We start from the raw sequence: 22,899 nt of genomic DNA, 5'->3' as shown, positions 1-22,899 counted from the left end.
AATTTGAAATGTCCGAATTGCCACTATAAAAGTACCAAAGTCCTTGATTCTAGACCAATTGAAGAAGGGCAGTCTATTCGAAGAAGAAGAGAATGTGAGCAATGTGATTTCCGCTTTACTACTTTTGAACGTATTGAAGAGGTGCCGTTGATTGTTGTAAAGAAAGAAGGCACAAGGGAAGAGTTCAGCCGTGAAAAACTAATGCGCGGATTAATCAGGGCTTGCGAAAAACGTCCGGTGGCCGTTGAAGAATTAGAAAATGTGACTCTGGATATTGAGAAAGAATTAAGAAATCGCGGGGTTTCTGAAGTAATGAGTAAAGATATCGGTGAAATGGTTATGGAACGTTTAGCCAATATTGATGAAGTTGCTTATGTTCGATTTGCCTCAGTTTACAGACAGTTTAAAGATATTAATGTATTTATAGATGAACTGAAAGATTTAATTAAACACGAGGATGGAGAATGAGCCTGACGTGGCTCATTTTCTATTTTAATGAAAGATCGGAGGTGTTGTTGTGAATCATTCTGTAGGAAAGCTTCTTCCAGTGGATGGGTTTCGGTTATCTAAGTGCGGAGAACTTCCTGTAAGTGCATATCGATCACTAACTCATCTTTACCAGCCAATTATCGGTCAATTAGCTGTATCTTTATATCAAGTCTTAGTGTCCGAGTATGACATGGCTTCTTCTGGAGAAATTCAAACTCATCACACCTTGATGTCGTATTTGTCAGTTCCTTTGGATAAGATTTACGAAGCCAGAAAAAAGCTGGAGGCTATCGGCCTCCTGCAAACATACTGTTTTTCAACGAGTGAAAAACAGACGGAATATTTATACAGACTTCACCCGCCTTTTGCACCTGAGGGCTTTTTTCTTGATAATATGCTGGCTATGCTGTTATATCATGAGCTGGGGTCAGAAAAATATGAGCAGCTCAAGAGGCGTCTTGTTAAGCAGGAGTATGCGGTGGAGGGTCTTGAGGAAGTGACCGCTACATTCGGAGAAGTTTTTCATTCCCAAACGATTGAAGCGGCGAGGTCTGAAGCCAATGATCAGCAAACAGAAAACTATTCTCGTAAGAGCGGAGGCCCTTTTCTGCAAGAGGACTTTGTGGATTTTGAATGGCTTCAAGATGCCTTAAAGAAACGAATGTATCCAAGCGACAAAATACTAACTGGAGCCAATAAGCGTTTGATCACCCAGCTCGCTTCTCTCTACAATTTAAGTTTGCTGGATATCGAAAAAGCTGTTACCTGGGCAATTGATGAAAATCACCGCTTAGTAGCCGATGAGTTAAAAGCAGCTTGTCACGATTTTATGAAAGAAAAGCCTTCAAGCCGAAATTTCAGTCAAATTGACCAAAGAGAAAAAGCCGTAGCAGGATCGAGCAAATCAAAAAGTAAAGGGGACCAGTTTATTGATATGCTGGAGCAGATTTCCCCGCGTGAATTACTTGAGGATCTCTCAGGCGGGAATAAAGCCTCCGATCAGGATTTAAAGTTGATTCGTGATGTTATGACAGAACAGGGACTTTCTCCTGGAGTCATGAATGTCCTTGTTCATTACGTAATGCTAAAGACTGATATGAAGTTATCCAAAGCCTACATGGAGAAAATTGCCGGTCACTGGACGAGAAAGAATGTTACTACTGTAAGACAAGCCATGAATTTAGCGAAAGCTGAACATCAGAAATATCAGCAGTGGGGCAATCAAAATCATTATAAACGGAAAAGTAAGCAGGATGAAGTTATTCCTGCCTGGTTCAACCAGAAGGAAAAGAATAATGAGCAGACCCATCAGGATTCAGCTGTAAATACGGATGAGATTGCAGAAAGAATTAAGAGGCTGACGAATAAAGGAAACTGATAATAAGGTGTGAGAAGAGCCATGGAACCGATTCAAAGATCATTAAAGAAATGGATGCGCGATCATAAACAGTTCCAGGAACGAATGAATCGTATGAAAGAAGAGGTTGTCCAGTCTGAGGAAGTGTCACAATTAATCAGAAATCATCCTTCTCTTACAGAAGATGCAGTAGAAAAACAGTTAATTAAATTATATGAATATCAATCTCAATCTAAAGACTGTGAGAAGTGTCCTTCCCGGGAAGAGTGTATTAATATACTTCCGGGTTATGTGCCTCGCGCTGAAGTTGAAGGCAGCGAAGTTAAATTAGCTTACGATAAGTGCCGCCGTCAGAGGAAAGTAGAAGAACAGCAAAAGCAGAAGTCTCTGGTAAAAAGTTTACACATGCCAAGGGAGATTTTAGAAGCAAGCTTATCCAGACTTGATCTAAAGGATCCGGACCGTGGCAGTGCGGTGGAAAAGACAGTCCGCTATATTGAAAATCTAAATGAAGAGCTGCCAAGCAAGGGCTTATACTTTCATGGACCTTTTGGAGTTGGTAAGACGTACTTCCTTGGAGCTATTGCCAATGAATTGAGTGATAAGAATATTCCGTCAATGATTATTTATATGCCTGAATTTGTACGAGAAATTAAAGCATCTATTAAAGATGATTCGATGAATGAGAAGATAGAGGCATTTAAAGAAACGCCTGTACTCATGCTTGACGATATCGGTGCAGAGTCTCAGTCTGCCTGGTTCAGAGATGAAGTACTAGGCTCTATATTACATTACCGTATGATGGAGCGTCTGCCGGTATTCTTTACTTCTAATTATAGTCTGGCAGAGTTGGAGAAAGTACTCATGCTAAGCAATCGCGGTGATGTAGAACAGGTGAAAGCGAAAAGAATTACAGAAAGAATAAAGCAGCTTAGCCAGGCGGTCAATGTAGACGGTCGCAACCGCCGAGAATAGCCCCCTCTAATTTTTAAGGATCTGTATCATGATTTATGACACTGACACATAAATATAAGATGGAATAGGACAAACTCATACTTGGAATCTCGCCTTTTATGCTTAGTCCACTTCATACTTTTTATAGGCGTGAAGCCACATGATATAGTTTGGAAGGAAGCCGGGAATTAGGGGGAATACTATTGTTTTGTGTACATTTTTCTAAACGGGCTGAGGCCATTAGTTTTTTAAAAGCCGTCGATCATACACAGGGGAATTGGTATCTGAAAGAGTATAATAACCATTTTGCGGTATTAGGAGAAACAGGTTCCTCACTCGATTGGTTGTATTATCAGGAAGCGGTTGACGGACTTTTAATGGTCATAAGAGATAGGAAATGGCTGGGCTGGATAGAAGGGGTTTTAAAACATCGCTATTATTATGTCGATCAGCAGGAAGTCCAGCGGATCTTGGAGATCGGGCATGAATTCGAGGATAAACCTCCAAAGAGCCTGAACCTGCCCGATGTAAACTTGAAATTAAGAGCTGCTATTCAGAAGTATTTAAGTGGAGACAGGAACGTGGATTTTGATGGATTGAGTGTTTATTGTTTAGAGGACCTTCATAGCACGGTAATCGAATATACGGGGCTATTGATTGATGAATATAAACAAGAAGAATCCTTTCAGCTACTTTTGGATTCTTGGAGGTGCCGTGTACACCACAAGGATACTGGTATCCAACTGTTACATCTGCTGGAAAATGGTTCACTTCACTATTATCATGATGAGGGCAATCCATTAAGTGAATCCGAGACCCTGCTTTATAGAAGACAGTATCCTGATGATTCCATTAAAGATCTGCCGCTTCGCTGGAATATCACGCCGGCTCTTGTACACGCTCCTGATGAGCTTATCATTTATTCAGATAAAAGAAATGATTCAGAACTGGAATTATTGATGAGTATCTTTGAGGAGAAGGCTAGCTGGAAACCTCTATCAGAATTTCCTTTTGAAATCTCTTGATTTCCATTGGAATAATGGATATAATACCTACATATTTAAATAACCAGCGATGATAAGGACAACAATACGAAATGACGCTTGATTAGAGAAGGGAGCCACCGGCTGAAAGCTCCTGCCTGACGACTTCGATATTTACCACCTTTGAGCTTTGCTTACGAACTTTTTTAGTAGTGAGCAGCGTCTAATCCTCGTTAAGGATGAATGAAGCCGCATCGAATGCGGGAATTTTGGGTGGAACCACGAGTAATAACGCTCGTCCCTTAGCTGAGGAAGCTACGGGACGGGCGTTTTTTTAGTACAGAAAAAAGGAGTGTTTATGATGGCCAATGCAATTAATATTAAATTTCCAGATGGAAACGTGAAAGAATATGAGCGCGGTACCACAGGTGAAGAAATTGCCCATTCCATCTCACCAGGGTTAAAGAAACAAGCACTGGCAGTAAAATTGGATGGGGAGCCTTTTGATTTAAGACGTCCAATTGAAGTAGATGGGACAATTGAAATACTTACGTATAAAAACCCGGAAGGTTTAGAAGTGCTCAGACACTCTTCAGCCCACCTGATGGCTCAAGCTGTGAAGCGCCTTTATGGTAATGTCAAACTAGGTGTAGGTCCCGTGATTGAAAATGGGTTTTATTATGATATCGATATGGAAGAATCCATCACTCCAGAAGATCTGCCGAAAATCGAAAAAGAAATGCAGAAGATTGTGGATGAAAACCTCGAAGTAGAGCGAATTGAGCTTTCCCGCGAGGAAGCTAAAGAGAAGTTCCGCCAAATTGGTGATGATCTAAAACTCGAATTAATAGATGATATTCCAGAAGGCGAACAGGTTACTATTTATAAGCAAGGAGAGTTTTTCGATCTTTGCCGGGGAGTTCATGTGCCTCAAACTAGTAAAATTAAAATTTTCAAACTGCTGAGTATTTCAGGAGCATACTGGCGCGGAGATAGTGATAATAAAATGCTTCAGCGTATCTATGGTACAGCTTTTGAGAAGAAAGATCAGCTGGAAGAATACTTGCATTTATTAGAAGAAGCTAAAGAGCGTGACCACCGTAAGCTGGGGAAAGAGCTTGAAATATTTACGGTTAATCAAAAAGTGGGACAGGGACTGCCTATGTGGCTGCCAAAAGGAGCTACAATCAGACGTACCATTGAAAGATACATTGTAGATACAGAAGAGCGACTAGGTTACGATCACGTATATACACCTGTTCTTGGAAGTGTTGATTTATATAAGACAAGTGGTCATTGGGATCACTATCAGGATGATATGTTCCCAGTCATGGAAATGGATAATGAGGACCTTGTACTTCGTCCCATGAACTGCCCGCACCATATGATGGTATATAAAAATCAATTATACAGTTATCGTAATCTGCCGGTAAGGATTGCGGAGCTCGGAACTATGCACCGCCATGAAATGTCAGGAGCTCTAGCTGGTTTACAGCGCGTTAGGGCCATGACTTTAAATGATGCCCATATATTTGCCCGCCCTGATCAGTTGAAAGATGAATTTAAGCGAGTTGTTCGACTTGTACAAGAGGTTTACCATGACTTTGGAATTAATGATTATTATTTCCGACTTTCTTATCGGGATCCTGAGGACAAAGAAAAGTATGTGGATAATGATGAAATGTGGCATAAAGCCCAGGACATGCTTAAAGAAACAATGGAAGATATGCAGCTTGAATACGTAGAAGCTGAAGGCGAGGCCGCTTTTTACGGTCCTAAACTTGACGTCCAAGTGAAAACAGCACTAGGGAAGGATGAAACGTTATCGACAATCCAGCTCGACTTCCATTTACCTGAACGCTTCGATCTAACTTACGTTGGAGAAGATGGAAATGACCATCGCCCTGTAGTTATTCACCGTGGCGTCGTATCAACGATGGAGCGTTTTGTCGCTTTTCTAATAGAAGAATATAAAGGGGTATTCCCTACATGGCTGGCGCCCGTACAGGCGAAAATTATTCCCGTTTCAGCTGATGCCCATCTGGACTATGCTAAAGAATTAGAAGATGAATTAAGACAGGCTGGTATTCGTGTTGAAGTAGATGAACGAAATGAGAAAATTGGCTATAAAATAAGAGAAGCACAAATTCAGAAAGTACCGTTCCAATTGGTCGTCGGAGATCGGGAAATCGAAGACCATGCTGTTAATGTACGCAGATACGGAGAGCAGGATTCAGCTACAAAATCCGTGGACAAATTTAAAGAAGAAATCAGAAATGAAATTGACCAGAAGCTGCTAAGGAAATAAGTTGTGAACACGGGGATGCGTCCCCGTGTTCATAAATCATAAGTTTATAATTCAGACCTTGATTTTTAATCCAGGATCCTTTAAGCTATTAAAAGTGTAGTTAAAAGAACAAGAGACTTGTTGACATTACTCTATAGGCATGCTATTATAGTTTAGGTAACTTAATGAACGGATCTAGAGACAAGTAGAAGCACCCGCTTCTCACCTGATCGACGCTTCAAGCAGTTGGCAGGTTATTATTTCCTTTGTTTTCTTAGGAGACGTGTGGGTGCAGTATGTGTACCGACACTTTTTTTATGCTGAAAATTCTTGTCGATGACAGATCTAATAGAAGTTTTCTAAATATGTTGGAGGTGGCTCAATATTAGCAAGGATAACATGAATGTTAATGAGAAAATTCGTGCCCGTGAAGTTCGTCTAATCGATGTAAATGGTGAGCAGCTTGGAGTTAAATCCCGTAATGAAGCATTAGATATTGCGGCTAACGCAAATCTTGATCTAGTTATGGTGGCTCCTAACGCTAAGCCTCCGGTTTGCCGAGTGATGGACTACGGAAAGTACCGCTTTGAGCAGCAGAAGAAAGAAAAAGAAGCTCGCAAAAAGCAAACTATTATTAAGGTAAAAGAAATTCGCCTGAGTCCGAATATCGAAGAGCATGATTTCAATACGAAGCTTCGTAATGCTCGTAAATTCTTGAGTAAAGGCGATAAAGTGAAAGCATCTGTCCGTTTCCGCGGCCGTGCGATCACACACAAAGAACTTGGCCAGAATGTACTTGAGCGTGTAGCTGAAGAGTGCAAAGATATTGCCCAAGTTGAGACCAAGCCTAAAATGGAAGGTCGGAGTATGTTTCTAATGCTTGCTCCTCTAAACGAGAAGTAAGAAACTGTAAAAAGTAAAAGGAGGAAATTCACATGCCAAAAATGAAAACCCATAAAGGTTCTCAAAAACGTTTCAAAAAAACAGGTACAGGTAAAGTGAAACGTTCTCACGCATTCACTAGCCACTTGTTCGCAAATAAATCTACAAAACAGAAGCGTAAACTACGTAAAGATACACTAGTTTCTGCTGGAGACTACCGTCGTATCAAGCACATGCTTCCAAAAGACTAATAACAGAACGAATAAATAGGAGGGATTCCCATGCCACGAGTAAAAGGTGGAACAGTGACACGTCAGCGTCGTAATCGTGTCCTTAAACTAGCAAAAGGTTATTATGGTTCAAAACATGCTTTATTCAAGCAAGCAAAACAACAAGTAATGAAATCAGGTCAGTATGCGTACCGTGACCGTCGTCAGAAAAAACGTGATTTCCGCAGACTATGGATCGCACGTATTAACGCGGCAGCACGTACGAACGACATTTCTTACAGCCGTCTAATGCACGGATTAAAGCTTGCTGGTATTGAAGTAAACCGTAAGATGCTTGCTGATCTTGCTGTTAGTGATGAGCAAGGATTCGCGAATCTTGCGGAGCAGGCTAAATCTGCACTTAAATAAAGACTTTAAAGCGTAAATACGCTGGAGTCACACAAATAAAATTATTATAAAAAAGCCATTTCCGAACGCCTGGAAATGGCTTTTTTATATGAGACGGGGAAAGCAATGAAAATACTATTTGGATTTATAGTAATAAGCGTAATCGTTATGTCCCTGATCTGTTTTTATCTTATGGGAAGGGACAAAAGAAAAGCCGTAAAAAGTCAGTGGAGAGTCTCTGAAAAAACCATATGGCTTGCAGCTATTCTGGGAGGCGCGTTAGGAGGCTGGGCAGGGATGCATTTATTCCACCATAAAACCAAACATCGTACTTTTTCCCTTGGGCTGCCTCTACTTGCTGTGATTCAAGCAGGCCTCATTGGATACGGATACGTTCAGTTCTACCTCTCCTGATTTTCTCATAAGATGTAGCTAGGGAGGGGGATTGAATGGGCGACACATCTTCTGCAATCCTTACGTGGATCGAACATCAAGAAGCCTGGGCACCGCTCTTATTCATAGGTATTCATTTATTACGACCTTTTCTGTTTTTACCCGTGATGCTTGTGTGCATCACGGGAGGGGTGTGGTTTGGTCCCATTGCGGGTACTGCTTATTCAGTTATTGGTACTATGTTATCCAGCCTTCTTTTCTATCGTACGATTCGGCTGGTTCCCTCCGGGTTAAAAAGGCTTCGAGGACTGAAGGAAAAGTGGATGAAAAAGAATGCTCACTTAACTGTTAAACAAGTGGCTGTTCTTCGTTTGATTCCTTTTATTCATTTCCATTTACTATCCTACTGTTTATTGGAAATCAGCGCGGATTTCAAAGAGTATGCAAAATCTTCCCTTTTTGCAAACTTTCCCTTAGCTGTAGTCTACACATCCATGGGGCAGTGGATTTCTTTATTGTCCATCCCTATGATGATAATTTTTTCAATTTTTTTAGTTGTTCTAAGTTTTACAATCCGAAAGAAAATTGAAGTCTTTGTTTGGAAAGATTTCTTTCATACTGCTCCATAAAAAAGGCTGATCCACATACGTGTGGGTCAGCCTTTTTTTAATAATTGTCATCTAAAGGATGAATAATCAAGCGATTAATAGGATATTTCCATTCAATGGAGGCATAAGGATACCTTATAAGGATTTCCTGCTCTAGAAAATAAATGTCTTCTCGATCCAGTCCTTGAAGCCTTTCGGGCTCATGGGTGCTCACATTAATCGTAACCACTTCAAAGGAATGCTCTGTAGTACCTAAATATTTCTCTCCTTCAAATACAAACCCCTTGTAAGTCATGAGAAAGTTCTCTTTTGTATTTTCTTTATTATCATGAAAATAGAATTCTTTTTTGTCACGTGCTAGTTCCAGTTTCCTCCGTGGATTAACAGCAAATTTGTAAGCTGTATATAAGATGAATACAATAGCAATTAGTAATAATATACGGAAAAGGATTATTATCATACTTATCGTCTCCCTATTTTTGGGTTAGTAGTTTATATACGTGTTGAAGTGTCGTTTTGTTTCAAAAAATGATACATTTATTGAGGATACGCTTTTTGAAAGGAGTCAGATCTTATGAATTGGGAAACCTTATACCTTATGCAGGAAAAGCTCGATCACTATATTGAAACACATCACCAACTGAATAGCTCAGAAAACATAAAAGAAAAGATCCTCGCTCTTCAAGTGGAATTAGGTGAATTAGCAAACGAAACGCGCTGCTTTAAATTCTGGAGTACCAAGCAAGCCAGTGCGAAAGAAGTGATTTTGGAGGAATATGTAGATGGTCTTCATTTTATTCTATCCCTAGGGTTGGATCTGGATCACCGGTATGAGTCGCAGCCTGTTACACCTTTTGCTTCACAAACAGAAGCTTTTCTAGCGGTGTATTCCCTCATAGAACAGTTACGTAACCATACAAATGAGCAAAATTATAAGAAATTGTTTGCCAGCTACCTTAGCCTAGGGGAGACTCTGGGATTTAGTGAAGCTGAACTGGTTCGTGCGTATCATGCTAAAAATGAAGTGAATTACGAGAGGCAGGATCAGGGGTATTAAGAGGAAAGAGACGCAATTTTTTGTGAAATCCCCTAAAAAGATATATAATAACACTTGGAAATAAAAAGGAGGAATTATTACATATGGCTAAAAAAGATGAAACACTGACCATGCTAAAAGACCTTACCGATGCTAAGGGTGTCCCGGGAAACGAGAGGGAAGCTCGCGAAGTAATGAAAAGGTATATTACACCTTTCGCTGATGAGGTGTTTACAGATAACCTTGGCAGCTTGATTGCTAAGAAAACAGGAGATAAAAAAGGTCCGAGTGTTATGGTTGCAGGGCACTTGGATGAGGTTGGCTTCATGGTTACCCGTATCGATGATCACGGCTACATTTATTTCCAAACGGTCGGCGGCTGGTGGAGTCAGGTAATGCTTGCCCAGCGTGTAACGCTTATGACAAGAAAGGGAGACCTGACGGGCGTTATTGGCTCGAAGCCTCCGCATATTCTTCCTGCTGAGCAGCGTAAGAAACCAGTGGAAATCAAAGATATGTTTATCGATATCGGTGCTTCAAGCAGGGAAGAGGCTGAAGAATTTGGAGTGAAACCGGGGGACTCTGTGGTTCCATACTTCGAATTTACTCAGATGAAAAATGAAAAAATGCTTCTTGCTAAAGCATGGGATAACCGAATTGGCTGTGCTATCGCTATTGAGGTTTTAAAACGTCTAAAAGGTGAAAAGCATCCGAACGTGGTTTATGGCGTAGGTACGGTACAGGAAGAGGTAGGCCTTCGTGGTGCCCGTACATCTGCGAACCTAATTAATCCAGATATCGCTTTTGGTGTAGACGTAGGAATTGCAGGTGATACCCCTGGCGTGTCCGATAAGGATGCCTCCAGTAAAATGGGAGATGGGCCGCAGATCATTTTGTATGATGCGTCTATGATTTCTCATAAGGGCTTGCGTGACTTTGTCACGGATACGGCTGATAAGAATCAAATACCTTATCAATTTGATTCTCTTGCAGGCGGTGGCACAGACTCTGGGGCGATCCACTTAAGTCATGACGGAGTACCTGCTCTGTCCATTACGATTGCTACCCGCTATATCCATTCTCATGCAGCTATGCTTCACCGTGATGACTTCGAAAACGCAGTAAGTTTGATTGTAGAAGTGATTAAGGAACTGGATGCAGATAAAGTTCAGGAGATTACTTTCCAATAAAAAAGAAGACCAGTCCCATTGGGGCTGGTCTTTGTTATGCATGCAGCCAATAATTTAAGCGGTAGGTTCTTTTAAGCTCTGCTCTAATGTATTTAATATTTCTTGTTTCTCCTGATCATCTGACTCTTTCCAAAGCATCTCAAAGAAAACACCTAAGCCAGGTAGCATCTTTTCTTCGCCTTTTTGCATCGCATCATCAATGGTTGCCTCCAACTGCTCTGAGTTATGCCCAGTTACATTGGAAAGAATGGCTTGTCTTAAGTTAAGATTCATTTTAACGGAATCCTCCTTTATATTGAATTGTTTCTTATGAAAGTTTCCTCCTTAGTTTGACCAAACAGGTAAAACCTATGTATGATTAGTTAGAAATAGACGAACAAATGAGGGAAGACAATGATTACATCCATTCAAAATTCACAGGTTAAAGAGTGGAAAAAACTACATAAAAGAAAATACCGCAACAGAGAAGAGCGTTTTCTTATCGAAGGTTATCACTTAGTTGAAGAAGCGCTGAAAAGCGACTGGCCCGTTATTGAATTTATCATTAGTGAAAACGCAAGCTTTTCAGTACCTGAGCATACAAAATGTACAACCGTAAGCAGACAGGTGTTTTCAGCCATTTCAGAAACAGAAACACCTCAAGGGATTGCGGCAGTAGTTGGGCTGAAAGAATGGGAGTATTCGCCAGCTCCCCTGACATTGTTAGTGGATGCTGTTCAGGATCCAGGCAACTTAGGAACATTGATCCGGACGGCAGATGCAGCTGGGTTTGATCATATTGTCCTGGGAACGGGGACGGTGGATCCTTATAATGATAAAGTTATTCGCGCAACTCAGGGATCAATTTTCCATATTCCTCATTTCACGGGGGATTTAGAGGAGTATATAGAAAAATTGAAAAGCAGCGGTGCATCCATATGGGCCTCCACGTTGCAGAATTCTACTCCTTTTCAAGAACTGCAGCCACAACAGAAAGCAGCTCTAATTGTAGGCAACGAAGGACAGGGGATTTCTCAAAACCATGTGGATTTAGCAGACCAGCTTGTTTATATTCCAATTTATGGGGAAGCAGAATCATTGAATGTTTCCATAGCAGCGGCAGTGTTAATGTACCATATGAAAGGATAGGGTTGCATCCTGCTTTTTCATTCTCTATAATAAATAAGCAGTTATATAATAAAAAGCGTAGAAAGAGGCAAGTAAGTATTTGGGAATCGATCTCAGGGAGGAAGCACCTTAGACTGGAAGTGCTTCTATCGTGACAACTACTGAAATTTCACTCTGGAGCTGACCATTCTTTAAATGGTCCGGAATTCATTCCGTTATTCAATCTGAGGTGGGCACTACAGGTGTCAACAAGGGTGGTACCGCGAAACGACCATGACAAGTCTCGTCCCTTTTTTTGGGGACGGGACTTTTTTATTTTTTTTATTAAAGGAGGATATATTCGATGAAAGAGCGTTTAGAAGAGTTGAAGCAGGAAGCTCTGGAAAAAGTTAGTAAATCCGAAAATGTTCAAAGTTTGAAAGATGTGCGGGTAGAATACTTAGGAAAAAAAGGACCTATTACAGAGGTGCTTCGCGGCATGGGGAAATTATCCAAGGAAGAGAGGCCGGTAATCGGTCAGTTGGCAAATGAGGTAAGAGAAAGTATTGCCGCTGCGATTGATACGAAACAGACTCGCCTTGAAGATGAAGAACTCGAAAAACAATTAGAAGCAGAAAGCATTGACGTGACTCTGCCAGGACGCCCTGTACGTGTTGGCGGTCCTCACTTGCTTACAAGTATTGTTGAAGAGATTGAAGATCTATTTATAGGTATGGGCTTTGAAATAAAGGAAGGTCCTGAAGTGGAAACCGATTATTATAACTTTGAAGCGTTGAACTTGCCTAAAGGGCATCCGGCTCGCGATATGCAGGACTCTTTCTATATTACGGAAGAATTGCTTCTTCGTACTCATACCTCACCAGTGCAAGCACGTACAATGGGGCAGAAAGATGGAAATGAACCCGTTAAGATGATCTGCCCAGGTAAAGTTTACCGTAGAGATACTGACGATGCGACCCACTCTCATCAGTTCACTCAGTTAGAGGGGCTATTAGTTGATAAACATGTGCGCATGAGTGATCTGAAAGGGGTCCTAAACGCCTTTGCGAAGCAAATGTTTGGAGCAGAACGTGATATAAGACTTCGCCCAAGTTTCTTCCCATTTACTGAACCGTCTGTTGAGATGGATATTTCGTGTAAAGTATGTGAAGGAAAAGGTTGCTCTGTCTGTAAAGGAACTGGATGGATTGAGATATTAGGAGCGGGTATGGTTCATCCTAATGTATTGGAAATGGCAGGATATGATCCAAAAGAATATTCCGGTTTCGCATTTGGAATGGGACCTGAGCGAATTGCTATGTTGAAATATGGTGTCGATGATATTAGAAACTTCTATACCAATGACATCCGATTCTTAGAACAATATCACAAAGCGTAAAGGAGGAGAAAATCAATGCTTGTATCATCAAATTGGTTGCAAGAATTAATCGATATCAGCAGCTACTCCCCTGAAGAGTTAGCTGAAATTATTACGAAAACAGGAATTGAAGTCGAGAGTGTGACCCCTGTTGCAGAAGGTGTGTCCGGTGTAGTGGTGGGATATGTCGAGTCCTGTGTACAACACCCAAACGCTGATAAATTATCCCTTTGTCAGGTTGACGTAGGAGAAGAAACCTTGCAAATAGTCTGTGGAGCTCCGAATATTGCAGAAGGACAGCAAGTAGCTGTGGCTAAACCTGGAGCTGTTCTTCCAGGTAATTTCAAAATTAAAAAAACCAAGCTTCGTGGAGAAGAGTCCAATGGCATGATCTGTTCTCTTCAGGAGCTGGGTATAGACGAAAAGGATGTTCCTAAAGAATTTGCGGATGGGATCTTCGTTTTCCCCGAAGATGTTAAAGCTGGAGCCGACGCTCTTTCTCTGTTAAATTTAGACGATAAGATTATAGAACTTGGTTTAACACCTAACCGATCTGATGCCCTGAGCATGGCAGGCGTTGCATATGAGGTGGCCGCTGCTATCGATGGAGACTATGAACTGCAGGAAGAAGATGTACCGTATTCTAATAAAGCAGCTGGGGATCTTATTTCTGTAGAAGTAGAAGACAAGCAGGCCAATCCTTATTACGGGGCTTTCATCATTAAAGATATTAAAGTAGGTGCCTCTCCACTATGGATGAGGAACCGATTAACGGCTGCGGGTATTCGCCCGATCAATAATGTAGTAGACATTACTAACTACGTATTACTTGAATATGGTCAGCCGCTTCATGCTTTTGACTACGATCGTTTTGACTCGGACAAGGTTGTAACAAGAAGAGCTAAAGACGGAGAAATGATTACAACATTAGATAATCAGAAGCGGGAACTGAAGAATCATCATTTGGTGATAACAAACGGTGATGAAGCGCATGCGATTGCCGGGGTTATGGGCGGTGCGAAGTCGGAAGTTCAAGAAGATACGAAAACATTGATTCTAGAAGCAGCTTATTTCGATCCATCGGTAGTACGGCAAGCTTCGAAGGATCATGGTTTAAGAAGTGAGTCAAGTAACCGCTTTGAGAAAGGCGTCGATCCTAACCGCGTTGAGCGCGCAGGAAAGCGAGCCTGTGAGCTCCTGGCTAAGTATGCGGGCGGTACGGTTTTATCCGGTGCAGTAAGCGTGGATCAACTGGATCGTTCTGAAAAAACGGTGTCAATTAAAACTTCTGTCATTAATGATCGTCTTGGAACTTCCATTACAAATGAAGAGATTGCTGATATCCTGCGCCGTCTCCAATTCACCTATGAACAAAGCGGAGAACATTTTGATGTGAAAATCCCGACCCGTCGAGGAGATATAGAGCTTTTTGAAGATATGCTTGAAGAAGTGGCGCGTATTTTTGGATATGATAATCTTCCGTACACGCTTCCGCAAGGATCCTCTCAAGCTGGTGGGTTAACACTTGAGCAGCAGCTCAAACGAAAAGTGAAATCATATTTCGAAGGGGCCGGGCTGCATGAAACGATTACGTATTCGTTAACACCAAAAGAACGTTCTCAAATGCTTGTTAGTCCGGAAATTAAACGGCAGGCGCAATCTCCAGTTGGACTTGCCATGCCAATGAGTGAAGACCACAGCCATCTGCGGCTCAGTATGCTGCCCGAATTATTGCAATCCTTATCTTATAATGTAGCACGAAAGCAGAAGGATCTTTCCTATTATGAAGTGGGGACCGTATTTGTAAGTAATGAGGAACAAGTAACGAAACAGCCAAAAGAAATTCTGAGAGCATCCGGGGCCTTAACCGGTACATGGATATCCCATGCCTGGCAGCAGGAGAAGAAAGAAGTGGACTTCTATGTAGTGAAAGGAATTGTGGAAGGGTTAAGTGCACAGCTTGATCTGTCATTCACTTATGAAAAAACAAAACTTCCTCATATGCACCCAGGACGTACCGCGCTAGTAAAATCAGGTGATAAAGAAATCGGGTTTATCGGACAAGTTCATCCTAAACTTCAAAAAGAATTGGGTCTGAAAGATACGTATGTATTCGATTTAAATGCTGAAGAATTATTTGCTCAATATACGAAAGAGGAAGCGTTCCAGGCCATTCCACGCTATCCATCCGTATCAAGAGACATTGCGCTAGTGGTAGACGAACAGATAACCTCTGCCGCGATCGCCCATACCATCTCTGAAGCAGGGGCTCCACTGGTTAAAGATGTACAGGTGTTTGATGTGTATCAAGGCGATCATTTACCTGAAGGGAAAAAATCCCTGGCTTTCAATCTTTTATATTTAGATCCTCATCGTACTTTGAAAGATCAAGAAGTTGAAGAAGCGCACGACAAAATATTAACAGCAGTTAAAGATGAGCACGAAGCGGAACTTCGTGGATAAAATAAACAGGTGTCCCGGAGCTGCCGGGACACCTGTTTTATGCTTTTAAAATTTTTTAGCTTTTTGGGTATTGGCAAAGTGCACTTTCGCTATTTCTTCAAGCTTATCTTCACCATAATGTTTGATAACTTGAGCCGCTGCTTGATCTACTTTTGCGGATGCACCTTTGGGGATGGAAAGACCGGTATCCATTTCTATTTGATCCATAGCTTTAACAAAAGCCGAGCGGGCAATAATGGACCCTGCGGCAACAGCGATCGAGTAACTCTCAGCTTTGGTCATGAAATAAACATTGGGTTGTAAATGTAATTTTTCACTACGTAAATGTTTTTGATAAACTTCCGGCTGTGAAAATTGATCAATCACAATCCCATCCGGCTTCTCAGGTGATATCTTTTGTAACAATTTGTCGAGCGCTTGATGATGCAGAATCGTTTTCATTTTTCCTTGGGACCAGCCCTTGCGCTGCCATTGATTATATTTTTTATTCGGAAGCCGCAATAAACTGTAAGGAATTTTTAATTCGACAATGCTTTTAGCCAGATCTCTGATTTGCCTGTCACTTAAATGCTTAGAATCCTTAACTCCAATGGCTTTTAGCGTATGTACTTGCTCTTTAGTAACATAAGCAGCAGCAACCGTGATTGGTCCGAAATAATCACCCGTACCAGCTTCATCGGAACCAATGTGCGAGCTTGTAAATATACTCTCCGGGGGATGAAAGGCGTGTGGCTGTTTAGAATTGCTATTAGATTTAAGGGAAGCGGAATCTGGTTTCCCCCATTGTTCGGACTCAGACTCAGGGCTTTTACCTTGAAAAAGAACTTTACCGGAACGATAGGCTGTTATTGTGCAAGCATTGGTTTTTGCAGCAAAAATGGCATTTTGCGGCGGATTTTTAAGTTGAGAATGATAATGATTCTTCATCTTTTCCAGTGTTGAAGCTGGTAATTTAAGGACGACTTGTGGCATGTTTAATTCCTTTCTGTGAACAAAAATGGTAAGAACAGTATAGCAAAATTGATTGGAAAATAGAACATTTGCAATTTAAATCCATATTGGTTTCCTAATTCAATATCTTCATGTTACTATTAAATTTAGGATTGAGAAACTAGGGGGTATGGACGTGGCACAATCGGACCAAGACAAAAAAAGAATTACAGTGGAGATCAACAAGCGGTCTTACACTATAGTTGGTCATGAAGAACCCCATCATATCCGTATGGTATCCAGCTTAGTGGATCAGAAAATGCGTGAAATTCATGAAGCAAATCCAAGTCTGGATACGGCTAAGCTTGCTGTTTTGACTGCTGTTAATACGATGAATGAATATATAAAGTTAAAAGAAGAATGCACGGAACTGATGGATTATATAGAAAAGAAAGAGGAAAAGGACGACAACAACCATGATTGACTTACTATTGTTTTTCATATTAATAATTGGAATTCTAATCGGCCTGAAGAGAGGGTTTATTCTGCAGCTCTTCCATCTTATCGGGTTTATTGTTTCTTTCGTAGTAGCGGCTATGTACTACGATGACTTATCTCCCAAGCTTACTCTTTGGGTTCCATATCCTGAATTGCCAGCAGATTCATCCTGGGCCGTTTTCGCAGAGAATATGCCATTGGAACAAGCGTTCTATAATGCGGCAGCTTTTGCTATTCTGTTTTTTGGGGTAAAAATCATTATACATATCATCGCATCCATGTTAGATTTTGTCGCCGAGCTTCCAATACTGAGTTCATTGAATACACTACTGGGAGGTATTCTTGGCTTCATAGAGAACTATATTCTGCTTTTTGTCTTACTGTATATAGCAGCACTAGTTCCCCTGGAAATGGTACAGAACGCACTGGATCGTTCATTCTTAGCTCAGCTTATCATTGAACACACTCCAGTGTTTTCCGAACAATTGAAAACATTATGGATCGAACACGTGGCTGACTGATGATAATGTAGATAAGGGTAGACTAAGCCGCTGTGATTGTGATCATAGCGGCTTTTTTCTTATGTATATGAGGAAACTGTACAGTATAATTATCAATTAGAGGAGACGATAACGTATGACCGTTGATAAAAAGCAAGTAATCAAATTACTGGATAAGATTGCTGTATATCTTGAGTTGAAAGGTGAGAATCCTTTTAAAATATCTGCTTATCGTAAAGCTGCCCAAGCTTTGGAAAGTGATGATCACTCTTTGAGTGAAATAGAAGACTTTACAAAAATGAAGGGTATCGGAAAATCTACAGCATCTGTCATACACGAATTTATTGAATATGGTGAATCTGATACATTAAAGCAATTACAAGCTGAAGTACCTGAAGGACTGGTTCCATTGCTTGACCTGCCAGGACTCGGTGGAAAGAAACTGGCAAAGTTATACCAGGAGTTAGGTATTATTGATGCTGAAACATTGAAGGTAGCAGTAGAAAAAGGGAAAGTAGAAGAATTGGAAGGGTTTGGGAAGAAGTCGGCTGAGAAGATTAAGAAGGCTTTAGAAGAAGCAAATACCCGTCCGGAACGTCTGCCTATTGCTTTAATGCTGCCTTTAGCTGATAAAATAGAAAGTTTTCTTCAAAATGCAAAGACAGTAAAACGCTATTCACGAGCTGGCAGTCTTAGGCGCATGAGGGAGACAATAAAAGATATTGATTTTATCCTCGTTTCAGAAAACCCAGTGGATACCAGAGACGAACTTCTTAATTATCCGGATATTAAAGAGGTAGTGGCTTCTGGAGAGACAAAAGTTTCCATCGTTGTTAATGAAGGCTACGATATTGGAATTGATTTTCGTATTGTTGCTCCTGAGGAGTTTGCAACCACTCTCCATCATTTTACAGGCTCTAAGGACCATAATGTGTCGATGAGACAGCTTGCCAAACAGCAAGGTGAAAAAATAAATGAATATGGCATTGAAAACGCTGAAACTGGTGAAGTTAAAACTTTTGAAACGGAAGAGGACTTCTTTAATCATTTCGGACTTCACTACATTCCACCTGAGGTCAGGGAGAATTATGGGGAAGTAGAGAAGTATAAGGAACCGGTAGAATTAGTCGAATTAAGTGATATACGCGGGGACCTGCATATGCACTCAACTTGGAGTGATGGGGCCCAGTCGATCAAGGAAATGGCCGAACGCGCAAAAGATAAAGGCTATGATTTCATCGCTATCACCGATCACTCCAAATATTTACGAGTAGCTAATGGTCTTAATGAGGAGCGTTTGCGCAAGCAGCGGGAAGAAATTAATAAAGTTAATGAATCGATGAAAGACTTCCATATATTTGCCGGTATTGAAATGGATATTCTTCCAGATGGATCCCTGGATTTTAGCGATGAATTTCTTAAAGAGATGGACTTTGTCATTGCTTCCATTCATTCCAGTTTCAACCAGTCTGAAGAAAAGATTATGATGAGACTGAATACAGCTTTGGAAAATCCACACGTGGATATGATTGCTCATCCAACAGGCCGCTTAATAGGAAAGAGAAAGGGCTACAACGTAAATCTAGATGAATTGATTAGCGGAGCCAAGCGAACGGGAACTATTCTAGAATTGAATGCTAACCCTAACCGGTTGGATTTGAATTGGGAATGGTTAATGAAAGCCCAGGAAGAAGGCGTTGATATAGCTATAAATACAGATGCTCACAGTTATCCTATGTTAGAACACATGGAAGTGGGAATTGGCGCTGCGCGTAAAGGATGGCTCAGGAAAGAAACGGTAGTAAATACTTGGACCAAAAAGCAGCTTATGAATAAGTTCGGTATTTGACAGTTGTTATAAAGGAGACGGATGTACATGAACCAGCGAATCCTACATGTTTTAGAATATAAAAAAATTATCGATCAATTAGGGGAGCATGCAGCCTCCTCACTTGGTAAAGAAAAGGCAGCTGCTTTAAAACCATCTTCCAAACTGGAGGAAGTAAAAGAATGGCAGTTGGAAACAGACGAAGCTGCTCAAGTGCTCCGTTTAAAAGGACATGTACCGCTTGGTGGTATTTTTGATATCAAACCGAGCCTGAAAAGAACAACTATCGGTGGGATATTAAGTGCATTAGAGTGTCTGGATGTGGCGAGTACTATTTATGGCGGACGTCAGCTGAAACGGTTTATCGAAGAGGCAGAAGAACCTGACATGCCTAAGCTCAGGGAAATAGTGACAGGTATTTTGCCCCTCAAGGAACTGGAGCAGTCGATCCGGAGTTGTATTGATGAGCATGGAAATGTTATGGACGGAGCATCGGACAAGTTGAGAACCATTCGTTCCAGGGTCCGTACTTATGAAAGTCGTGTACGTGATAAAATGGATTCATTTACTAAGTCTAAGACTAAAATGTTATCTGATGCGATAGTAACCATAAGAAATGAACGGTATGTATTACCAGTGAAGCAGGAATACCGTGGGTCGATCGGCGGTATTGTACATGATCAGTCCTCGTCAGGAGCTACACTCTTCATTGAACCTCAATCAGTTGTAGATTTGAATAATCAGCTTCAAGAAGCACGGGTTCAAGAAAAGCACGAGATTGAGAAGATTTTGAAAGAGTTGTCTGAGGAGATTGCGGATCATCATTCTGCTTTATACGAGAATGTAACCCGCTTAGGAAACGTGGATTTTATGTTTGCCCGTGCGAAGCTCGGTAAGCAAATGAAAGCTTCTATGCCATTCATGAACGATGAAGGGCGTATTAAAATGCTTCAGGCCAGACATCCCTTAATTGGGGAGGAGGAAGTGGTTCCCAATGACATAGAAATTGGGGAGGACTATACCTCTATCGTTATTACCGGCCCTAATACCGGCGGGAAGACCGTCACTTTGAAATTGGTCGGTTTATGTACACTTATGGCTCAGTCAGGCCTTCAGATTCCTGCACTAGATGGATGTGAAATGGCTGTATTTGAAGAGGTCTATGCTGATATTGGTGACGAGCAATCTATTGAACAGAGCTTATCTACTTTCTCTTCCCATATGACTAATATTGTAGATATTCTAAAGCACGTCGATGACAAAACACTTGTCTTATTTGATGAGTTAGGAGCGGGTACCGATCCACAGGAAGGTGCGGCACTTGCCATGTCTATATTGGATGAAGTTGTAAATCGGAATGCGCGTGTAATCGCCACGACTCACTATCCTGAATTAAAAGCGTATGGTTATAACCGGGAGGGTGTAATCAATGCATCCGTTGAATTTGACATCCAGACTTTAAAGCCTACCTACCGATTATTAATAGGTGTGCCAGGGCGCAGTAATGCATTTGAAATTTCGCGTAAGCTTGGTTTAAGTGAGTCCGTAATCACCTCTGCCCAGCAGAAAATTGGTGTTGACTCTCAAAGTGTAGAGAATATGATTGCCTCACTTGAAGAATCAAAGCGGGGGGCAGAACAAGATTATGAAGAAGCTGAGCGACTGCTGCAGGAAGCGGAAGAGCTGCGCAATGAACTGAAGAAAAAATGGAATCAGTTTGAACAAAAACGCGAAGATCTCTATGAAAAAGCTGAAGAAAAAGCAGAAAAAGCTATTCGTCAGGCAAGAGAAGAAGCTGAGGCTATCGTCGGAGAGATTAGAAATATGAAGTCCCAGGCTGGTATGAAAGAACATGAATGGATTGAAGCACGGAAGATGTTTGACGAGGCTCAACCCGAACTGGCTAAAAAGAAAAAAGAACCAAAATCTGAACCTCCACAAAAATCGCGCGAGCTCAAATCTGGAGATGAAGTAAAACTTCTTACTTTAAATCAAAATGGGACGATTGTTGAACAGACTGGCAAAAACGAATACCAGGTTCAAGTAGGCGTAATGAAAGTGAAAGCCAAAAGAAAGGACCTGGAGTTCATTAAGGCAGAGCAGCCTTATAAAGAAAAACCGATGGCTACGGTAAAAGGGAAAGGGTATCATGTGAAAACAGAACTTGATTTGCGGGGTGAGCGATATGAGGACGCGCTCAATCGACTTGAAAAGTATATTGATGACGCATTACTTGCCGGTTACCCAACCGTCTCTATTATACATGGAAAAGGGACGGGAGCATTGAGAACCGCGGTACAAAATTATGCTAAGAACCACCGGAATATAACCAGTCACCGTGCGGGTGGAATGAATGAAGGCGGTAGTGGGGTTACCGTCCTGGAACTCAGCTAGTAGATAATAAAGGGAGCGTTAAGATATGACTGACTTTTGGGAATATACGTTAATTGAGACAGCCGCTCGCTACAGTGTTGTCATCTTATGTCTAGTCGTCTTTATGGCTGTTTTTGAAATCGTCACTTCTTATAATAACTGGAAAGAAATAAAAAACGGAAACCTTGCTGTAGCCATGGCTACGGGCGGTAAAATATTCGGTATTGCTAATATTTTCCGGTTTTCCATTGAACATAATGATTCTCTTCTCCAGACTATGGGGTGGGGGCTGTTTGGGTTTATTCTCCTTTTATCCGGTTATTTTATTTATGAGTTCTTAACGCCTTCTTTTAAAATTGACGAAGAAATAGCAATGGACAATCGTGCCGTTGGTTTTATATCATTCATCATCTCGGTAGGTCTTTCGTATGTGATTGGAGCGAATATCATTTAAGGGGCGACATCATGGAAACCTTAGCAAAAGTATTAATGGTTGTTGCAGCTGTTTTTCTACTGATCGGAATATTATTTTTTATTGTTTATTAGAAGGAAGCCTTCTTCACACACGTGAAGAAGGCTCTTTGATTTTTCATAAAAGGCTTATTACGCAAAAGGGCCGAATAGTTGAAGACTCAGTTTCAAGATATCTTGGGTCCGTTGCTCTATGTGGAAGAGGGCTGGTGGGGAAATAACTCGCTTTCCTATGGGGGAACGGTGAGCTTCCTCGCTCGTTTTACTCTCTGTGGGATCTCACCTAATTCCTTCTCCCATGGGAGTCTCGCCATTTCCCCACCAGCCCAACTTTATTAGGAAGAACGGACCCTTTGGAAAGAGAGTGTCCTCTCCTTCTTAACCTGCCTGAAATGCTTATATAACAGACTATCTCGCATCGTTCAGCTTGAATAAAGAAAATACACCCGTGTGATTATTTTTCTTCAAGTGGGAGAAGGATAAACGCGTTTCGAGTTTCTGATTCGGCCAGGTCCGGAGGGGAACGGGGAGACTCCTGTGGGATAAACATGATCGGTGAGACCCCGGAAAGCTTTA

23 protein-coding genes and 2 other annotated features are annotated in these 22,899 nt (G+C 41.3%); of the genes, 20 read left to right on the top strand and 3 right to left on the bottom strand.

Translation table 11 applies throughout. The features are described 5' to 3' along the window. Positions 1-3: 3 nt before the first annotated feature. The 10 genes from nrdR to BMZ06_RS12290 all read left to right on the top strand — a co-directional run bounded on the left by nrdR (position 4) and on the right by BMZ06_RS12290 (position 8,591). Positions 4-468, top strand: coding sequence for a transcriptional regulator NrdR (gene nrdR, locus BMZ06_RS12335; protein ID WP_089752325.1), 465 nt, complete (start codon positions 4-6; stop codon positions 466-468). A gap of 49 nt (positions 469-517) precedes the next feature. Further along, a complete protein-coding gene (locus BMZ06_RS12330) occupies positions 518-1,867 on the top strand; it encodes a replication initiation and membrane attachment family protein (RefSeq protein ID WP_089752324.1) in 1,350 nt (449 codons plus the stop codon). 21 nt (positions 1,868-1,888) lie between these two features. Further along, positions 1,889-2,821 carry a primosomal protein DnaI gene (dnaI, locus tag BMZ06_RS12325; protein ID WP_089752323.1) on the top strand — a complete coding sequence of 311 codons (933 nt, stop codon included), beginning with the start codon at positions 1,889-1,891 and terminating at the stop codon, positions 2,819-2,821. 182 nt (positions 2,822-3,003) lie between these two features. Continuing rightward, a complete protein-coding gene (gene ytxC / locus BMZ06_RS12320) occupies positions 3,004-3,825 on the top strand; it encodes a sporulation protein YtxC (RefSeq protein WP_089752322.1) in 822 nt (273 codons plus the stop codon). 319 nt (positions 3,826-4,144) lie between these two features. Further along, complete coding sequence (thrS, locus tag BMZ06_RS12315) at positions 4,145-6,091, top strand: threonine--tRNA ligase (RefSeq protein WP_089752321.1); 1,947 nt, start codon at positions 4,145-4,147, stop codon at positions 6,089-6,091. Between the two features lie 176 nt (positions 6,092-6,267). Next, positions 6,268-6,392, top strand: a sequence feature (ribosomal protein L20 leader region). A 77-nt stretch (positions 6,393-6,469) separates the two neighbouring features. Continuing rightward, a complete protein-coding gene (gene infC, locus BMZ06_RS12310) occupies positions 6,470-6,973 on the top strand; it encodes a translation initiation factor IF-3 (protein WP_089752320.1) in 504 nt (167 codons plus the stop codon). 32 nt (positions 6,974-7,005) lie between these two features. Continuing rightward, positions 7,006-7,203: a 50S ribosomal protein L35 gene (gene rpmI, locus BMZ06_RS12305; protein ID WP_014643973.1), complete on the top strand. Its 198-nt coding sequence runs from the start codon at positions 7,006-7,008 to the stop codon at positions 7,201-7,203. A gap of 30 nt (positions 7,204-7,233) precedes the next feature. Next, positions 7,234-7,590, top strand: coding sequence for a 50S ribosomal protein L20 (gene rplT, locus BMZ06_RS12300; RefSeq protein WP_089752319.1), 357 nt, complete (start codon positions 7,234-7,236; stop codon positions 7,588-7,590). 105 nt (positions 7,591-7,695) lie between these two features. Further along, positions 7,696-7,983, top strand: coding sequence for a DUF1294 domain-containing protein (locus BMZ06_RS12295; RefSeq protein WP_089752318.1), 288 nt, complete (start codon positions 7,696-7,698; stop codon positions 7,981-7,983). 35 nt (positions 7,984-8,018) lie between these two features. Further along, positions 8,019-8,591 carry a TVP38/TMEM64 family protein gene (locus BMZ06_RS12290; RefSeq protein WP_089752317.1) on the top strand — a complete coding sequence of 191 codons (573 nt, stop codon included), beginning with the start codon at positions 8,019-8,021 and terminating at the stop codon, positions 8,589-8,591. A 37-nt stretch (positions 8,592-8,628) separates the two neighbouring features. On the opposite strand, the gene BMZ06_RS12285 is transcribed toward BMZ06_RS12290, so the two are convergent. Next, positions 8,629-9,030 carry a sigma-w pathway protein ysdB gene (locus tag BMZ06_RS12285; protein ID WP_089752316.1) on the bottom strand — a complete coding sequence of 134 codons (402 nt, stop codon included), beginning with the start codon at positions 9,028-9,030 and terminating at the stop codon, positions 8,629-8,631. Positions 9,031-9,144: 114 nt separating this feature from the next. Between BMZ06_RS12285 and BMZ06_RS12280 the strand changes: the two genes are divergently transcribed. Both BMZ06_RS12280 and BMZ06_RS12275 read left to right on the top strand, forming a co-directional pair. Then, the gene (locus BMZ06_RS12280; RefSeq protein ID WP_089752315.1) at positions 9,145-9,627 is read left to right on the top strand and encodes a dUTP diphosphatase; all 483 of its coding nucleotides are present in this window, start codon (positions 9,145-9,147) and stop codon (positions 9,625-9,627) included. A gap of 83 nt (positions 9,628-9,710) precedes the next feature. Next, entirely contained in the window at positions 9,711-10,796 is a 1,086-nt protein-coding gene (locus BMZ06_RS12275) for a M42 family metallopeptidase (protein WP_089752314.1), read from the top strand. Between the two features lie 54 nt (positions 10,797-10,850). On the opposite strand, the gene sspI is transcribed toward BMZ06_RS12275, so the two are convergent. Beyond that, positions 10,851-11,069 carry a small acid-soluble spore protein SspI gene (gene sspI, locus BMZ06_RS12270; RefSeq protein WP_014643965.1) on the bottom strand — a complete coding sequence of 73 codons (219 nt, stop codon included), beginning with the start codon at positions 11,067-11,069 and terminating at the stop codon, positions 10,851-10,853. Positions 11,070-11,189: 120 nt separating this feature from the next. Here sspI and BMZ06_RS12265 point away from each other — a divergent pair, with 120 nt between their 5' ends. The 3 genes from BMZ06_RS12265 to pheT all read left to right on the top strand — a co-directional run bounded on the left by BMZ06_RS12265 (position 11,190) and on the right by pheT (position 15,723). After that, complete coding sequence (locus tag BMZ06_RS12265) at positions 11,190-11,924, top strand: TrmH family RNA methyltransferase (RefSeq protein WP_089752313.1); 735 nt, start codon at positions 11,190-11,192, stop codon at positions 11,922-11,924. 49 nt (positions 11,925-11,973) lie between these two features. Next, positions 11,974-12,197: a binding site (T-box leader), on the top strand. Between the two features lie 49 nt (positions 12,198-12,246). Beyond that, complete coding sequence (gene pheS, locus BMZ06_RS12260; protein WP_089752312.1) at positions 12,247-13,281, top strand: phenylalanine--tRNA ligase subunit alpha; 1,035 nt, start codon at positions 12,247-12,249, stop codon at positions 13,279-13,281. Positions 13,282-13,296: 15 nt separating this feature from the next. Continuing rightward, entirely contained in the window at positions 13,297-15,723 is a 2,427-nt protein-coding gene (gene pheT / locus BMZ06_RS12255; RefSeq protein ID WP_089752311.1) for a phenylalanine--tRNA ligase subunit beta, read from the top strand. Positions 15,724-15,768: 45 nt separating this feature from the next. Here pheT and rnhC read toward each other — a convergent pair whose 3' ends face one another. Beyond that, the gene (rnhC, locus tag BMZ06_RS12250) at positions 15,769-16,695 is read right to left on the bottom strand and encodes a ribonuclease HIII (protein ID WP_089752310.1); all 927 of its coding nucleotides are present in this window, start codon (positions 16,693-16,695) and stop codon (positions 15,769-15,771) included. A gap of 148 nt (positions 16,696-16,843) precedes the next feature. Here rnhC and zapA point away from each other — a divergent pair, with 148 nt between their 5' ends. The 5 genes from zapA (at position 16,844) to BMZ06_RS12225 (ending at position 22,306) form a co-directional block, all read left to right on the top strand. Next, the gene (zapA, locus tag BMZ06_RS12245; RefSeq protein WP_089752309.1) at positions 16,844-17,137 is read left to right on the top strand and encodes a cell division protein ZapA; all 294 of its coding nucleotides are present in this window, start codon (positions 16,844-16,846) and stop codon (positions 17,135-17,137) included. Then, positions 17,130-17,672 (top strand): CvpA family protein, encoded by a 543-nt coding sequence (locus BMZ06_RS12240; RefSeq protein ID WP_089752308.1) that lies wholly within the window; start codon positions 17,130-17,132, stop codon positions 17,670-17,672. The genes zapA and BMZ06_RS12240 overlap by 8 nt, the downstream gene beginning before the upstream one ends. Before the next feature lie 115 nt (positions 17,673-17,787). Beyond that, positions 17,788-19,500 (top strand): DNA polymerase/3'-5' exonuclease PolX, encoded by a 1,713-nt coding sequence (polX, locus tag BMZ06_RS12235; RefSeq protein ID WP_089752307.1) that lies wholly within the window; start codon positions 17,788-17,790, stop codon positions 19,498-19,500. 27 nt (positions 19,501-19,527) lie between these two features. After that, positions 19,528-21,873, top strand: coding sequence for an endonuclease MutS2 (locus tag BMZ06_RS12230; protein ID WP_089752306.1), 2,346 nt, complete (start codon positions 19,528-19,530; stop codon positions 21,871-21,873). A gap of 25 nt (positions 21,874-21,898) precedes the next feature. Beyond that, complete coding sequence (locus tag BMZ06_RS12225) at positions 21,899-22,306, top strand: DUF350 domain-containing protein (protein ID WP_089752305.1); 408 nt, start codon at positions 21,899-21,901, stop codon at positions 22,304-22,306. Positions 22,307-22,899: the final 593 nt, after the last annotated feature.

Origin of the sequence: Halobacillus alkaliphilus, assembly GCF_900113125.1 — a bacterium.
Lineage (GTDB): Bacteria > Bacillota > Bacilli > Bacillales > Halobacillaceae > Halobacillus > Halobacillus alkaliphilus.
Note: the sequence above shows the minus strand (reverse complement) of the source record. Positions and strands in the feature narration are given on the sequence as shown.